The 16,800-nt window shown below is 72.1% G+C and carries 8 protein-coding genes; 7 read left to right on the top strand and 1 reads right to left on the bottom strand.

The window, feature by feature from the left end:
* Window positions 1-83: 83 nt before the first annotated feature.
* Both Q6350_RS00660 and pulA read left to right on the top strand, forming a co-directional pair.
* A complete protein-coding gene (locus Q6350_RS00660; protein WP_305064685.1) occupies window positions 84-3,650 on the top strand; it encodes an ABC transporter ATP-binding protein in 3,567 nt (1,188 codons plus the stop codon).
* A gap of 86 nt (window positions 3,651-3,736) precedes the next feature.
* Window positions 3,737-9,580, top strand: coding sequence for a pullulanase-type alpha-1,6-glucosidase (gene pulA / locus Q6350_RS00655; protein WP_305064683.1), 5,844 nt, complete (start codon window positions 3,737-3,739; stop codon window positions 9,578-9,580).
* 91 nt (window positions 9,581-9,671) lie between these two features.
* Here pulA and Q6350_RS00650 read toward each other — a convergent pair whose 3' ends face one another.
* Window positions 9,672-10,475, bottom strand: coding sequence for an alpha/beta fold hydrolase (locus tag Q6350_RS00650; RefSeq protein ID WP_305064681.1), 804 nt, complete (start codon window positions 10,473-10,475; stop codon window positions 9,672-9,674).
* Window positions 10,476-10,782: 307 nt separating this feature from the next.
* Here Q6350_RS00650 and chvE point away from each other — a divergent pair, with 307 nt between their 5' ends.
* From chvE to Q6350_RS00625, 5 genes are all read left to right on the top strand, one after another.
* The gene (gene chvE / locus Q6350_RS00645; RefSeq protein WP_305064679.1) at window positions 10,783-11,940 is read left to right on the top strand and encodes a multiple monosaccharide ABC transporter substrate-binding protein; all 1,158 of its coding nucleotides are present in this window, start codon (window positions 10,783-10,785) and stop codon (window positions 11,938-11,940) included.
* Between the two features lie 98 nt (window positions 11,941-12,038).
* A complete protein-coding gene (mmsA, locus tag Q6350_RS00640) occupies window positions 12,039-13,598 on the top strand; it encodes a multiple monosaccharide ABC transporter ATP-binding protein (RefSeq protein WP_305064677.1) in 1,560 nt (519 codons plus the stop codon).
* Window positions 13,595-14,773: a multiple monosaccharide ABC transporter permease gene (gene mmsB / locus Q6350_RS00635; RefSeq protein WP_171245461.1), complete on the top strand. Its 1,179-nt coding sequence runs from the start codon at window positions 13,595-13,597 to the stop codon at window positions 14,771-14,773. The genes mmsA and mmsB overlap by 4 nt, the downstream gene beginning before the upstream one ends.
* A 91-nt stretch (window positions 14,774-14,864) precedes the next feature.
* Window positions 14,865-16,049, top strand: a complete 1,185-nt coding sequence (locus Q6350_RS00630; RefSeq protein ID WP_370375362.1) for an ROK family protein — start codon at window positions 14,865-14,867, stop codon at window positions 16,047-16,049.
* Window positions 16,046-16,792 (top strand): ATP-binding cassette domain-containing protein, encoded by a 747-nt coding sequence (locus Q6350_RS00625; protein ID WP_171245462.1) that lies wholly within the window; start codon window positions 16,046-16,048, stop codon window positions 16,790-16,792. The genes Q6350_RS00630 and Q6350_RS00625 overlap by 4 nt, the downstream gene beginning before the upstream one ends.
* The last annotated feature ends 8 nt before the right edge of the window (window positions 16,793-16,800 follow it).

Here is a 16,800-nt window from a genome sequence, read left to right as displayed (position 1 = left end):
GGGCCGGGGCCCGGCGGCGCGTCCGCGCCGGTGCCGGCGGAAAAGGAGTCGAGCGGCGCCCGACCGCGGCCTAGCCTCGAGGAGTGATCGAGCTCTCCGCGCCGCCGGCGCGTCCCACGACCGTCGCCCAGGACCCGGCGCGACGCCTCGACTGGCGACGCCTGCGCGGCCCCGTGAGCGCGTTGGCCCTCGGTGCGCTGGCCGTCGGCACGGTCGGCACGGCGCTCGGGACCGTCGTCGCCGGCGGTCTCGCCGAGGACCCGACCACGACGGGCGTCCTGCTACTCGCGCTCTGCCTGATGGGCGGAGCCCTGCTCGACGCGGCCGGCCAGGTCGCGTGGGCCGGCGTCGTCGACCGGGCCGAGGGCCGGCTGCGTCGCGACCTGCTCACCGCCGCCCTGCACCAGCCGCTCGGCGTCCTCACCGAGCAGGCCGTCGGGGAGATCCTCGACCGGGTCGACGACGACACCCACTCGGTCGGAGGTCTCGCCCGCCGCCAGCTGTGGGGGATGGGGCGCACCGTCGTCGGCGTCGGGCCCATCTGGGTCGTGGCGACCCTCACCTGGTGGCCGGCGGGCGTGCTGTTCCCGCTGCTCGGAGCCGTGACGTGGTGGACCGTCCGACCGCTGCTGGGCGAGATCGCGCGGCGCAAGGTCGTCGAGGAACGGGCCTGGACGGACCAGGCGGCCGTCCTCGAGGAGGGCGTGGCGGCCCGGGACGACCTGCGGACCGCCGGCGGGCAGGGCTTCGCGCTGCGGCGCCTGGCGGAGATGTCCGCCCGGGTGCACCGCGCGCTGCTCGCGGTGGTCCGGGTCGAGATCCGGCTCATGGCCCGGGCGGGCGTGCTGCTGCACGCCCTGCTGGCCGGTGTCGTCGTGGCCGGGGTCGCCCTGGCGGTCGCCGGCAGCATGCCCGTGGACCGCCTGGTCACGCTGTTCCTGGCCACCTCGCTGTTCGTCGGGCAGGTCGACCGTCTCGCCCAGCACCTGCCCGACCTGCAGGAGGGGCTCGGCGCGGTCGTGCGCATCCGCCAGCTCCTGGACAGCGAGCCGGAGCCGGTCGGCGGCGCGACGCTGCCGGACCGCCCGCTCGACATCGAGGTGCGGGGGCTGCGGTTCGCCTACGACGAGGGCACGTTCGCGCTGCGTGACGTCTCGCTGTCCGTGGCGGCCGGGCAGACGGTCGCGTTCGTGGGGCGGACCGGCTCGGGCAAGACGACCCTGGCCTCGTTGCTGTCCCGGGCGGTGGAGCCGCCGCCGGGCACCGTGTTCCTCGGCGGTGTCGACGTGCGCGACGCCGACCTGCAGCACCTGCGCGGCGCCGTCGGCGTGGTGACCCAGCGCACGGAGATCCTCGCCGGGACGCTGGCGCAGAACATCACCCTGTTCGCCGACCTGCCCCGCGCGGACGTCGAGGCCGCCGTGCACGAGCTCGGGCTGGACGACTGGGTGGCGGGGTTGCCCGACGGGCTGGACACCCTGCTCGGTCCCGGCGGGACGTCCCTGTCGGCGGGGGAGGAGCAGCTCGTCGCGTTCGCCCGGCTGCTCGTGCGGGACGTGCGACTCGTGGTGCTCGACGAGGCGACCGCCCGGATGGACCCGCACACGGAGGAGCGCGTCGTCGCGGCCTCCCACCGGCTGCTCGCCGGGCGGACGGGTGTGGTGGTCGCGCACCGGCTCGGGACGGTGCGCCGCGCCCATCGCGTCGTGGTGCTCGACCACGGACGGGTCGTCCAGCAGGGGTTGCGCGCCGACCTGGTGCGCCAGGAGGGGCCGTTCCGCGACCTGCTCGCCGCCGGAGGTGGGACCGGGGACGACGTGCTCATCGACGGCGACCCCGGCGAGCCCGTGCCGCACGCCGCCGACGACGTCCCGTCGGCCGACGGGTCCGCCGGCGCGACGTCCGGCAGTGTCGGAGGTCGGCGCCGCGTCGGGGAACCGCCGACCCTCGCCGAGCCCGGTCGTGGACCCGGCCTGGCCCGTAGCGTGCTGCACGCGCTGGTGACCCGGCCCCGCTGGGGTCTCGCGGCGACCGGCCTGTTCCTGCTGAGCGTGCTGTTCGCGGCGCAGGGCGCGCTCGCCGGGTTCCTGTGGGGCCGCGCGGTGGAGACGGTGGCCGCGGGCGGGACGCCCGTGGCCCAGACGGCGGGTCTCGTGGCGATGCTCCTCGCCGCGCCCCTGTGCCTGGCGGCCGCCGTCCGGCTGTACCCGTCGTGGTGGATCGAGATCATGCTGCGGGTGCGCGTCGCGGTGCTGGTGGGGCAGACGCGGCGGCACCGGCTGCGTCGTTCCCCGGCGGGCGAGGTGGTCGCCCGCGCGCTCGACGCCGACCGGTTCGTGCTCTACGTCGACCGCTGGGTGGACTTCCTCAACGGCCTGGTCGTCGTGCTGGTCACCTGGGCCGTCAGCCGCGAGCCGCTGGCCGGCCTGGTGCTGCTCGCCGTCATGGTGACGACCGCCGCCTGCGCGCTCGCGGGGCGGCCGGTGGCGGGGCGGACGGCGACGCGGTCCGCGGAGGCGCGGGCGGGCTTCGGCCGCGCCCTGGTCTCGGCGCTGGACGCGGCGCGCACCGTGAAGCTCGCGGCGAGGACCCCCCAGGTGCACCGTCACCTGGACCAGGTCGACGCCGGCCGGGTCGGGGCGGCGATCCGCGAGCACCGTGTGCAGGCCGTGCTGGACGGCATCCCGACGGTCATGGTGCAGGCGGGCGTCGTGACGGCGTGGATGCTGCTGCTCACGGGCACCTGGGACCTGGCGACGACGTTGCTCGTCACCGCTGCCGTGAGCGGGTTCCAGTACTTCGGCGTGGTCGCCGGCGCGGTGATCACCGAGGCGCCCGGCACCCGGGCCTGGCTCCGGGCGACCCAGGCGTTCGCGGGCGGCGCGGACCTCACCCGGCTGCCCGAGGGCGTCGACCTGTTCGACGGCACCGCGCCGTCGCCCGTTCCCGCGTCGCCGCCGACGGCGCCGTTCGACCGGCTGGAGCTGAGTGGGCTGGAGGCGGTGCACGACGACGGCACGATCGGCGTGACGGGCGTGGACCTGCAGGTCGAGCGGGGCGAGCTGGTGCTGCTGCTCGGGCAGGTCGGGTCGGGCAAGTCCAGCCTGCTGTCCGCCGCGGCGGGGCTCATGGCGCACCGCGGCGACGTGCGGTGGAACGGGGAGGTCGTCACCGACGCCGAGACGTTCCTGCGTCCGGCCCGGGTGGCGCACGTGGCGCAGGTGCCGCGGGTGCTGTCGGGGACGTTCGCCGAGAACGTCACGCTGGACCACGCGCGCGACGTCGTGGGGCCGGTGGACGTCGCCCGGCTGGCGCCGGACGTCGCCGATGCCGGCGGCGCGGACGCGGTGGTCGGGCACCGCGGGGTGCGGCTCTCGGGCGGGCAGGTGCAGCGCCTGGCCCTGGCACGGGCGCTGGCCACCGGGTCCGAGGTGCTGCTGGCCGACGACGTCTCGAGCGCCCTCGACGCGGCGACGGAGGTCGAGCTGTGGGCGGCGCTGCGCGCGCAGGGTCTGACGGTGATCGGTTCGACGTCGAAGAGAGCGGCGCTGGCGCGGGCGGACCGGGTCGTGGTGCTGGTCGAGGGACGGGTCGCCGAGGTGGGGCCCTGGTCGGCGCTGGAGCGGCGCTGGGGACACCTGGCGGGGTGAGGGCCGACCGTTGCTGCAAAGTTGCAGCAACGGTACAGTCCTCCGCAGGTCGCGATCGACGCGCCCGGTCGACGAAGGAGTCCTCCATGGCCCGTGCCCCCCGCCCACCAGCGCCACGACGCGCCGTCGCCACGCTGGCGGCGCTCGCCGTGGCCGTCCCCGCCGTGGCCGGCGGGCTGGCGCTCGCGGGTGTTCCCGCGGCCAGCGCCGCCGACCGGTCCGTCGCTCTCGTCGGTGACCTGCAGTCCGAGCTGGGCTGCGGCGGCGACTGGGACCCGGCGTGCGACGCCACCGAGCTCGCGCCCGTCGGCGACGGCACCTATGCGGCCGAGTTCGACGTCCCCGCCGGCACCTACGAGTACAAGGTCGCGATCGACGACTCCTGGGACGAGGCCTACGGGCGCGACGGCGGCGGTGACAACGCCCCCCTCGTGCTCGGCGGCGACACCCGCCTGCGCGTCACCTACGACGACGCCACGCACCTGACCGCGCTGACCCCGCTCGGCCTCGCGGGCGAGTACGACGCCGCCACCGACGACGCGGTCGTCGCGGCGCCCGCGCGGCAGGCCGGCGGCGACGAGCAGTTCTACTTCGTCATGACCGACCGGTTCGCCAACGGCGACACCTCCAACGACACCGCCGGGCTCGGCGACGACCCGCTGGTGTCCGGGTTCGACCCGACGAACAAGGGCTTCTACCAGGGCGGCGACCTGGCCGGCCTGCACGACAACCTCGACTACGTCGAGGGGCTCGGCACCACCGCCATCTGGCTCACGCCGTCGTTCAAGAACCGCCCCGTCCAGGGCAGCGGCGACGACGTCAGCGCCGGGTACCACGGGTACTGGATCACCGACTTCACCCAGATCGACCCGCACCTGGGCACCAACGCGGAGCTCGAGGCGCTCATCGCCGACGCCCACTCCCGTGGCATCAAGGTGTACTTCGACATCATCACCAACCACACGGCCGACGTCGTCGACTACGCCGAGGGCGAGTACTCCTACATCGACCAGGCCACCTCGCCGTACACCGACGCCGCGGGGAACACCTTCGACCCGGCCGACTACGCCGGCACGGGCGACTTCCCCGAGCTCGACGCCGCGACGTCGTTCCCCTACACCCCGGTGGTCGCCGACGCCGACGCCGAGGTCAAGGTGCCGGCCTGGCTCAACGACTCGACGCTCTACCACAACCGCGGCAACTCGACCTGGAGCGGGGAGTCCGTCACCTACGGCGACTTCGCCGGCCTGGACGACCTCATGACCGAGCACCCGACCGTGGTGAACGGGTTCGTCGAGGTGTACCAGGACTGGGTCGACCTCGGCATCGACGGGTTCCGCATCGACACCGTCAAGCACGTCAACCGCGAGTTCTGGGACACCTGGACCACCGAGGTCCTCGACTACGCCCACGCCGCCGGCAAGGACGAGTTCTTCATGTTCGGCGAGGTGTACGACGCCGACCCGAAGCTGCTCTCGCCGTACGTGCGCGAGACCGACATGAGCTCCGTGCTCGACTTCGCCTTCCAGGCCTCGGCCACCAGCTACGCCAGCGGCAACAGCGCGAAGGGACTCGCCGGGATGTTCGCCGGTGACGACCGCTACACGACGCCGGACACCTCCGCGGCCGCGCTGCCGACCTTCCTCGGCAACCACGACATGGGCCGCGTCGGCTACCTGCTGAACAGCACCGACGACCCGCTGGCACGTGACGAGCTCGCCCACGAGCTGATGTACCTCACGCGGGGACAGCCCGTCGTCTACTACGGCGACGAGCAGGGCTTCGCCGGCACCGGCGGTGACAAGGACGCCCGCCAGACGCTGTTCGCCACCCAGGTGGACTCCTACGCCGACCAGGAGCTGGTCACCGGCGAGACCGCCGGCAGCCAGGACCGGTACGACACCGACGCCCCGCTGTACTCGCTCATCGCCGACCTCTCGGCGCTGCGCGGCGGCACGCCGGCGCTGGGGCGGGGTGCGCAGATCGAGCGTCACGTCGCCGACGGCGCCGGGATCTACGCCGTCAGCCGCGTCGACCGGGACGAGAAGGTCGAGCACCTCGTGGCGCTGAACAACGCCTCCGAGGAGCGCACGGCCACCTTCGCCACCCTCACCCCGGGTGCCACGTACAGCGCGCTGTACGGGGAGACCGGTGAGGTCACGGCCGACGCCTCCGGCGAGGTCACGGTGACGGTCCCGGCGACCTCCGCCGTCGTGCTCGTCGCCGACCGTACGGTCGGTGCGGACACCTCGGGCGACATCACCCTCGAGGTCCCGGCCGCCGGCGCCGCCGTGTCCGGTGACGCCCCGGTGCGGGCCGCGATCGACGACGCCTGGGCGGAGACCTCCTTCGCGTGGCGCGAGGTCGGTACCACCGACTGGCAGCCGCTCGGCACCGCCGAGGACACGACCCCGCGGGTCTTCCACACCACGGCCGGGCTGCCCGAGGGCACTCTGGTCGAGTACCGTGCGGTGACCGTCGACGCCGACGGCGACCGTGCCGCGGCCTCGACGTTCGCCTCCGTGGGTGTCGACGTCTCCGGTACCGCCGGCGAGGAGGAGCCTCCGAGCGACATCGACATGGTGACGGTGCCCGGCAACCACAACAGCGAGATGGGCTGCGCCGGGGACTGGACGCCGGACTGCGAGAACGCCCGCCTCACCGAGCGCGCCGACGGCGTGTTCGAGGGCACGTTCGACCTGCCGGCCGGCGACTACGAGTACAAGGTCGCGATCAACGGGTCGTGGGACCTCAACTACGGTGCCGGGGGCGAGCAGAACGGCGCCAACGCCACGTACAGCCACGACGGCGGCGAGATCACCTTCTACTGGGACCCGGTGAGCAAGGACTTCTCCTCGACCGCCCAGGGCCCGATCGTCACGCTGCCCGGTTCCTACCAGGACGAGGCCGGCTGCCCCGGCGACTGGCAGCCCGAGTGCCTCGCGACCTGGGCCAAGGACCCGGACGGCGACGGCGTCTACACCTGGTCCACCGACGCCCTGCCGGGCGGTGCCTACGAGGTCAAGGTGGCCCACGGCATGAGCTGGGACGAGAACTACGGCGTGGACGGGGCGCGCAACGGCGCGAACTACTCCTTCTCCGTGCGGGAGAGTGACACCGTGACGTTCTCCTACGACATCGCGACGCACCTGCTCACCATCGGGACCGAGAACCCGCCGCTGGCGGGCAGCGGGCAGCAGGCCGCGCACTGGGTGCGCGAGGACCTCCTGCTGGCCCCGGGCGACCTCGGGACCGGCGACACCTGGACCCTGTGGACCGCCCCCGAGGGCGGCCTCGAGGCCACCATGCCCGACGGTGGCGACGACGGCGGCACCACCGTGACCGGACCCGACGGCGGCGAGCTGCCCGAGGGTGCGGCCTCCTACACGCTCGAGCCCGGCGACCTGCCGGACGGCGTGGCCGAGGACTTCCCGGCGCTGGCCGACCACACGGCGCTGGTGCCGACGTCGGACGGCGAGGCCCTGGACCGCGCGACGGTCGAGGACCTGCTCACCGGCCAGCTCCTGGTGACCCGCACCGACGGCGACACCCTCACGGCCGCCACCGGCGTGCAGGTGCCGGGCGTGCTGGACGACCTGTACGCCAAGGAGGCGGCGAGCCGGCCGTTCGGCGTCACGGTGCACCCGAACCTCAAGTGGGCCCTGTTCGGGCTCTGGGCGCCGACGGCGAAGGACGTCGACCTGCTGGTCTGGCCCGCGGGTCGCGACCTGGGTGAGGAGCCCGACCGCTTCGACACCGCCCGCACCGCGGACGGCTCGTGGACGCTGGACGGCAAGGCCGAGGACAAGGAGTACCCCTGGTACGGCGCGCGCTACCAGTTCGCCGTCGAGGTGTACGTCCCCAGCGCCGGGCAGGTGGAGACGAACGTCGTCACCGACCCGTACTCGGTGGCGCTGACCACCGACTCGACGCACTCGGTGGTCGTGTCGCTGGACGACAAGCAGTTCGCACCGAAGGTCTGGCGCACCAGCGCCCAGCCCGTCGTGGAGCGGCCCGTCGACCAGACGATCTACGAGCTGCACGTGCGGGACTTCTCGGTCGAGGACTCCACGGTCCCGGAGAAGGTGCGGGGCTCCTACCTGGCCTTCGCCGAGTCGGACTCGAACGGCATGACGCACCTGCGTGAGCTGGCCGAGGCCGGCATGACGACGGTGCACCTGCTGCCGACGTTCGACATCGCCTCGATCACCGAGGACCCGGCTGACCAGGAGACCACCGGCGACCTGTCCGGTTTCGCCCCGGACTCCACCAAGCAGCAGGCCGCCGTCGCGGAGGTGCAGGGTCAGGACGCCTTCAACTGGGGCTACGACCCGTACCACTTCACGACGCCGGAGGGCTCGTACGCCGTCGACCGCGAGGGCGGGGCCCGCGTGGCCGAGTTCCGCACGATGGTGGGCTCGCTGCACGAGGCCGGGCTCCAGGTGGTCCTCGACCAGGTGTTCAACCACACCGCCCAGAGCGGTCAGGCCGAGAAGTCGGTGCTGGACAAGGTCGTGCCGGGCTACTACCACCGGCTGAACCCGACCACCGGCGCCGTCGAGACCAGCACCTGCTGCCAGAACGTCGCCACCGAGCACGCGATGGCCGAGCAGCTCATGGTCGACTCCGTGGTCACCTGGGCCCGCGACTACAAGGTCGACGGGTTCCGGTTCGACCTCATGGGTCACCACTCGCGCGACAACATGCTCGCCGTCCGCGAGGCGCTCGACGCGCTGACGGTCGACGAGGACGGCGTGGACGGTTCGGCGGTCTACCTGTACGGCGAGGGCTGGAACTTCGGCGAGGTGGCCAACAACGCCCTGTTCACGCAGGCCACGCAGGGCCAGCTCGGCGGCACGGGGATCGGGACGTTCAGCGACCGGCTCCGCGACGCCGTGCACGGCGGGTCGCCCGTCGACGGTCCGTCGACGTTCACCCAGGGCTTCGGCACCGGGCTGTTCACCGACCCGAACGGGCGCGAGGCCCGCACGGGCGAAGCCGACACGGTCAACGACGGCGGGGACGACGAGGCGGCCGACCTCGCCCACCAGACGGACCTGGTCCGCCTGGGTCTGGCCGGCAACCTGCGGGACTACACGTTCCTCACCTCGGACGGCGAGATGACCCGGGGCGAGGACCTCGACTACCGCGGCTCCCCGGCCGGGTACGCCGAGTCCCCGGAGGAGGTCGTGACCTACGTCGACGCCCACGACAACGAGACGCTGTTCGACCTGCTCACGCTCAAGCTGCCGCAGGCGACGTCGATGGACGACCGCGTCCGGATGAACACCGTGTCGCTCGGCACGGCGGCACTGGCCCAGACGCCGTCGTTCTGGCACGCGGGCACGGACCTGCTCCGCTCGAAGTCGCTGGACCGCAACTCCTACGACTCCGGCGACTGGTTCAACGCCATCGACTGGTCCGGTCAGGACAACGGGTTCGCCCGCGGTCTGCCGATGGCCGCGGACAACGAGGAGAAGTGGCCGCTCATGGCGCCGCTGCTGGCCGACCCGGCGCTCAAGCCGACGCCGGACCACATCGCCACGGCCTCCGCGCAGGCGCGGGAGCTGCTGGAGCTGCGCTCGTCGACCCGGCTGTTCCGGCTGGGGTCGGCCGAGCTCATCCAGGAGAAGGTCTCCTTCCCCGGCTCGGGTCCGGACGCCGTTCCGGGCGTCATCGTCATGGCGATCGACGACACGGTCGGTACCGACGTCGACCCGGCGCTCGACGGGGCACTCGTGGTCTTCAACGCCTCGCCCGAGGCGGCGACGATCGACCTGCCCGACCTCGCCGGACGGGGCTTCGAGCTCTCGCCGGTGCAGGCCGGCGGCGTCGACCCCGTCGTCCAGGAGACCTCCTGGGACGGTGACGCCGGGAGCGTGACGGTGCCGGCGCGGACCGTCGCGGTGCTGGTCGAGCCCCAGGGCTGACAGGGGGTCCACAGCAACGTGCAGGCCGGGAGGCGGAGCTCAGGCTCGGCCTCCCGGCCTGCGCATGTCTGCGCCGTTCCTCGCCTCGTCCTCACGCCGGTGAGCCCGCGTCCGCCAAGAAGGTCCGCACCTCCCGGGTGAAGGCGTCGGGGGTCTCGACGTTGCTCAGGTGCCCGACGCCGGGCAGGACGACGAGCCGGGAGCCCGGGATCGCCTCGTGGAGGGCCGCAGCGACCGGCAGCGGGGCACGGACGTCGAGCTCGCCGTGCAGCACGAGCGTGGGCACGCGGAGGTCGCCGAGGGCGTCGCGCAGGTCCGCGGCCGCCATGGCATGGAGCATGGTCAGGCTCGCGCGCGGGTGGACGCCGGACATCAGGTCGAGCGTCCGCCCCCGCAGAGAGGCCGGTGCCGACGGGGTCAGCAGGCCGGGCAGGTACTCCGGCAGCCACTCGTCCGGGTCGCGGGTGACGTCGTCGGCAGCGCGCCGGAGCCGGCGGCCGACCTCGTCCGGCCGGAGCGACCCGGCCCAGCCGGCGTAGGCGCCGCAGAGGACGAGGCTTCGGGGAACCTTCGGGTGCCGGGTCGCCAGGGCGAGCGCCACCCCGCCGCCGAACGAGAGCCCGAGGACGTGCGGCCGGTCGAGGCCGAGGGCGGCGACGAACCCCGCGAGGGTGTCGGCGTAGGCGTCGAGCGTGAAGTCCTCCGGCGGGTCGTCGGAGCCGCCGGCGCCCGGTGCGTCCCAGGCGACGACGTCGAACCGGTCGGCGAGCGCGTCGAACTGCGGCTCCCACGCCCGGCTGTCGAACCCGAAGCCGCCGTGGAGCAGCACCAGGGGATCGCCTCGGCCCGTCCGTCGGTAGGTGATCCGCCGGCCCGAGACGGTGACCGCGTCCATGCTCCGAGCATGGCATCGTGGGGGCCTGCTGCGCTCCCCGGTCTCGGCGACCGAGGTGCGCATAGGTTCGAGAGTCAAACGCAGGAAGTTCCTCTTTCGGTCAATCCGGGCCCCGAGAGATGGTTGTTAACGTTCACCTGTAACCGGATCGTGATGATCTTGTCCGTTCAGAGCGTTGACTTCGAGTCCCGAACTCAGCAGAGTGTTCCTCGGTCGTCATGACGGCGGCCTTGGTCCGGCCCTCGGTGGGCACCGGCGGTGAAGGTCGCCGCCGGCGGGACCCTCGACGACGAGAAGGAGCGCGAGGATGCGACTCGGCAACAAGATGGGCGCGGTGGCCGCGGGTGCGGCGCTGACGCTCTCCCTGGCCGCCTGCGGTGGCGAGGGCGCGGGCTCCGGCACGGACGGTGCCGCGGGCGACGGCGACGAGAACGTCAAGGTCGGCGTCGCGATGCCGACGCAGACCTACGAGCGCTGGATCCAGGACGGCGGCAACGTCGAGGCCGGGCTCGAGGAGCTCGGGTACGACGTCGACCTGCAGTTCGCGAACGACGACATCCCCACCCAGACCCAGCAGATCGACTCGATGATCACCGAGGGCGTCGACGTCCTCATCATCGCCTCGATCGACGGCACGGCGCTGACCAGCCAGCTCGAGGCGGCCGCCGCGGCGAACATCCCGGTCATCGCCTACGACCGCCTGATCCGCGACAGCGAGAACGTGGACTTCTACACCACGTTCGACAACCGTGCGGTCGGCGTCGCCCAGGCCAACGCCCTGCTGCGCGGCCTCGGCTACTTCGACGAGAACGGCGAGCCCACCGGGGAGGAGGGCCCGTACAACGTCGAGCTCTTCGCCGGCTCGCCCGACGACAACAACGCGACCTTCTTCTTCGACGGAGCGATGTCGGTCCTGCAGCCGCTGATGGACGAGGGCGTCGTCGAGGTGCCCTCCGGCCAGACCAGCTTCGGCCAGGTCAGCACCCAGCGCTGGGAGCTCGAGACCGCCCAGAGCCGCATGGAGGACCTGCTGACTTCCACCTACACGGGCAACGACCGGGAGCTGCACGGCGTGCTCGCCCCGGCGGACGTGCTCTCGCGCGGCATCATCAACGCTCTCCAGGGCTCGGGCATGGGCCCGACGATCGAGGAGGGCCTGCCGATCGTCACCGGTCAGGACGCGGAGATCCGGAACGTCAACCTGATCAACGAGGGCGTCCAGTCCTCGACGATCTTCAAGGACACCCGCAAGCTCGCCGACCAGGCCGTGGCCGCGACGGAGTCCTTCGTCGAGGGCGAGGAGCCCGAGGCGAACGACACCGAGACCTACGACAACGGCGTGAAGGTCGTCCCGTCCTACCTCCTCGAGGTCGAGACCGTCTTCGCCGAGGACATCGAGCCGGTCCTCGTGGACTCCGGCTACTACACGATGGACGAGGTCGAGTCCGGCCAGACCGCGGAGTGATCCCGCGGGTCTGACCCACCTCATCACGGCCCGCCCCGGGTCCGCCGCCGGCCAGCCGCCGCGGTCGGTCCCCCACCCAAGGAGGGACGAGAGCGTAGATGAGCACCATCCTGGAGATGCGCTCCATCACCAAGGAGTTTCCCGGCGTCAAGGCGCTGTCGGACGTCACCCTCACCGTCGAGCAGGGCGAGATCCACGCCATCTGCGGTGAGAACGGCGCCGGCAAGTCGACGCTGATGAAGGTGCTGTCGGGCGTCTACCCGCACGGCACCTACGACGGCGAGATCGTCTTCGACGGGTCCACGGCCGAGTTCGGGTCCATCTCGGACTCCGAGCGCCAGGGCATCGTCATCATCCACCAGGAGCTCGCCCTGGTGCCGTACCTGTCGGTCGCCGAGAACATCTTCCTCGGCAATGAGACCCGGGGGCGCTTCGGTCTGGTCGACTGGAACGCCGCCAACCACCAGGCGTCCGCCCTGCTCGAGCGCGTCGGCCTGCACGAGAACCCGACGACGCCCATCGGCCAGCTCGGCGTCGGCAAGCAGCAGCTCATCGAGATCGCCAAGGCGCTCTCGAAGGAGGTGCGCCTGCTCATCCTCGACGAGCCGACCGCCGCCCTGAACGACACGGACTCCGAGCACCTGCTCGAGCTCCTGCGTGCGCTGCGCGCCGAGGGCATCACCTGCATCATCATCTCGCACAAGCTCAACGAGATCGAGGAGATCGCCGACCGCACGACGATCATCCGCGACGGGCAGACGATCGAGACGATCGACATGTCCGAGACGGGGTCCACGCAGGACCGGATCATCCGCGGCATGGTGGGGCGCGACCTCGAGAACCGCTACCCGCACCGCACGCCGGACATCGGCGACGAGGTGCTGCGGGTCGAGGACTGGAACGTCGACCACCCCACCCAGGCCGGGCGCCGGGTGATCACGGACGCCTCGTTCACGGTCCGTGCGGGAGAGGTGGTCGGGATCGCCGGGCTCATGGGTGCCGGGCGCACCGAGCTGGCGATGAGCCTGTTCGGGCGGTCCTGGGGGCGCAACATCCGCGGGTCCGTCTACAAGGACGGGAAGCAGATCCAGGTCCGCACCGTCGCGGAGGCGATCCGGCACAACATCGCCTACGCCACGGAGGACCGCAAGCAGTACGGCCTCAACCTCATCGACGACATCCGGCACAACATCTCCGCCGCCGGCCTGTCCAAGCTCGCCCCCGGCGGCTGGGTCAACAGCAACGAAGAGCTGAAGGTCGCCGAGGAGTACCGTGACTCGCTGAACATCAAGACCCCCAACGTCGTGGCGGAGGTCGGCAAGCTCTCCGGCGGGAACCAGCAGAAGGTCGTGCTGTCCAAGTGGCTGTACACCGACCCGGACGTGCTGATCCTCGACGAGCCGACCCGCGGCATCGACGTCGGTGCGAAGTACGAGATCTACACGATCATCAACAAGATGGTCGCGGCGGGGAAGGCGGTCGTCGTCATCTCCTCCGAGCTGCCCGAGCTGCTCGGCATCTGCGACCGCGTGTACACCCTCGCCTTCGGTCGCATCACGGGTGAGCTCCCCGTCGCCGAGGCGACGCAGGAACGCCTCATGGAGCTCATGACCCTCGAGCGCGACCAGCCCCTGCCCACGAAGGAACTCACCTCATGAACGCCATCGCCTCGCTCCGGGACACGCTGACCCGGAACATGCGCCAGAGCGGCATCCTCGTCGCGTTCGTCGCGATCGTCGCGCTGTTCGCCGCGCTGCACCCCGCCTTCCTGTCCCCGACGAACCTGACGAACATCGTCCTGCAGTACTCCTACATCCTGATCCTCGCGATCGGGATGGTGATGATCATCGTCGCCGGGCAGATCGACCTGTCCGTCGGGTCGGTGGTCGCTCTGACAGGAGCCGTGTCGGCGGTCGTCGTCGTCCGTAACGGGATGCCTTGGTGGGCCGGTGTGCTCGCCGCGCTGCTCGTCGGGCTCATGGTCGGCATCTGGCAGGGCTTCTGGGTCGCCTACGTCGGCATCCCCGGCTTCATCGTGACCCTGGCGGGCATGCTGCTGTTCCGCGGCCTGACCTTCCTGGTGCTCGACAACGCCTCGCTGTCGCCGTTCGGCGGCACCTACTACGACATCGCCAACGGGTTCCTCAACGGGTTGCTCGGCGGGTACGGGTACGACGTCTTCACTCTGGTGATCTTCGGCATCGCCGTCGTCGGCTTCGCCGTCTCCCAGTGGCGGACCCGTCAGGGCAAGATCGCCTACCAGCAGTCGGTCGAGTCCATGCCGCTGTTCGTGCTGAAGCTCGTGCTCGTCGCGGCGGTCGTCATGTGGTTCGGCTACCAGCTCGCGTCCTCGCGCGGTCTGCCGGTCGTGCTGATCATCCTGTCCGTGCTGATCATCGCCTACACGCTGGTCACCCAGAAGTCGGTGTTCGGCCGCCACGTCTACGCCGTCGGCGGCAACCGGCACGCCGCGGAGCTGTCCGGCGTGGCCGTCAAGAAGATCAACTTCTGGATCTTCGTCAACATGGGCGTGCTGGCCTCGGTCGCCGGCATCGTCTACTCCTCGCGCATGAACGGCGCCCAGCCGGGTGCCGGCAACATGTTCGAGCTCGACGCGATCGCCGCCTGCTTCATCGGCGGCGCCTCCACGACCGGCGGCGTCGGCCGGGTCGGCGGCGCCATGATCGGTGGTCTGATCATGGCGGTCATGTCCAACGGCATGCAGCTCATGGGTGTGCCCCAGTCGATGCAGCAGGTCGTCAAGGGCCTGGTGCTGCTGCTGGCGGTCGCCTTCGACATCTGGAACAAGAAGCGGGCCGCGGCCGCCCGCTGAGTCCGGAGCTCGGTCCCGACGGGCGGGTGGGAGGTCCCACCCGCCCGTCGGCATCCCCTCTACACTCCAGGTCGTGAAGGGACGGCAGTCGATGGCGCGCACGCAGTCGTCGTTGCGGGAGGCCAACCGCTCCCGCGTGGTCGACGCCGTCAAGAAGTACGGCAGCCTGACCCAGGTGGAGCTGGCCGGTGCCACCGGCCTGTCCGCCGCGACCGTCTCCACGATCGTCAAGGAGCTCGTCGCCTCCGAGGTGGTCGAGGTCCGCAACACCGTCCGCTCCGGGCGGCGGGCCCAGCTCGTCACGCTCGCGCACCGCGTCGGCCTGGTGGCCGGCGTCGTCGTCGGGTACCGCACGATGCGGGTGGCGCTCGCCGACGTCGCCCACGAGGTGCTCGCCGAGCAGACGCTGCCCCTGCCGGCCGACCACCGCTCCGACACCAGCCTCGACCGGGCGGCGCTGCTCGTCGTGGACCTGCTCGAGCGGGTCGGCTCGACCCTGGACGACCTGCTCGGCATCGGCCTTGGGATCCCTGCGCCCGTGCACCCCACCACCGGGATGATCAGCGTCCGCGGCGTGCTGCGGGGCTGGGACTCGGTGCAGATCGCCCAGGTGCTCGAGAAGCGGCTGGCCCGCCCGGTGTTCGTCGACAACGACGCCAACCTCGGGGCCCTGGCCGAGTCGACCGTGGGCGTGGGCCGCCCGTGGCGGGACATGGTCTACGTCAGCGTGTCCCACGGCGTCGGCGCCGGGATCGTCATCGGCGGGACGGTGCACCGCGGCGTCGACGGCACGGCGGGGGAGATCGGCCACGTCCAGGTCGACCCGGCCGGACGGATCTGCCTGTGCGGCAGCCGCGGCTGCCTGAACACCGTCGTGGGCCTGCCCGCGCTGCTCGAACCGCTGCAGACCAGCCACGGCAACCTGTCCCTGCGCGACGTCGTGCGGCTGGCCGGGGACGACGACCCCGGCTGCCGGGAGATCGTGGCCGACGCCGGGGAGCGGGTCGGCGCCGTCATCGCCGCGCTCGCGACGGGGCTCGGGCCCCAGGGCGTCGTCGTCGGCGGGGAGCTCGCCGAGACGGGCGAGACGTTTCTGGCACCCTTGCGTGCGGCGCTCGAACGCCGCACGGTGCTCCACCAGGCCGGCGGCCCCGAGGTGGTGCCCGCCGCGCTGGGTCTGCGTGCCGAGCTGGTGGGTGCCGTCGCCCTCGCGCTCCAGCACACCGACGTGTTCGAGCGCCCCGACCGTACCGACGAGGAGATGGCTGGACGATGAGGCCGCCGGCACCGCACCGCACACCCCTGCTCGCCCTGCACGAGGTGAGCAAGTACTTCGGCGCCGTCGAGGCGCTGGTGGGCGTCGACCTCGAGGTGCACTCGCACGAGGTCGTCGCGCTCGTGGGGGACAACGGCGCCGGCAAGTCGACCCTGGCGCAGATCGTGGCCGGGGTGCTGTCCCCGGACGCCGGCCAGATCGAGATCGCCGGCAAGCCGGTGACGATCTCCTCGCCGTCGGCGGCCAACGAGCTCGGCGTGGCCAGCGTGTTCCAGGACCTGGCGGTGTGCGAGAACCTCGACGTCACGGCGAACGTGTTCCTCGGGCGGGAGCAGCGCAACCGGTTCGGGCTGATGCACGACGGCGCGATGGAGGTCGAGACGCGGCGCCTGCTCGAGCGGCTCACCGTGCGCATCCCGTCGGTGCGGACCACGCTGCGCCAGCTCTCGGCCGGTCAGCGCCAGGCGGTGGCGATCGCGCGCACGCTCATCGGCGACCCGCGCATCGTCGTCCTCGACGAGCCGACGGCCGCGCTGTCGGTGGCCCAGACCGGCGAGGTGCTCACGCACATCCAGCGGCTGCGCGACCTGGGTCTGGGCGTGATCCTCATCAGCCACAACCTCAACGACGTCCGCGCGGTCGCCGACCGCATCGAGGTGCTGCGCCACGGGCGCAACAACGGGTCCTTCCGCGCCACCGCCTCGCACGAGTCGATCCTGGCCGCCATCACCGGGGCGGCCTGAGTCCCGGG

This window comes from Isoptericola sp. b515 (genome assembly GCF_030588125.1).
GTDB lineage: Bacteria > Actinomycetota > Actinomycetes > Actinomycetales > Cellulomonadaceae > Isoptericola > Isoptericola sediminis.
This window is presented reverse-complemented; position numbering and strand designations above follow the sequence as displayed.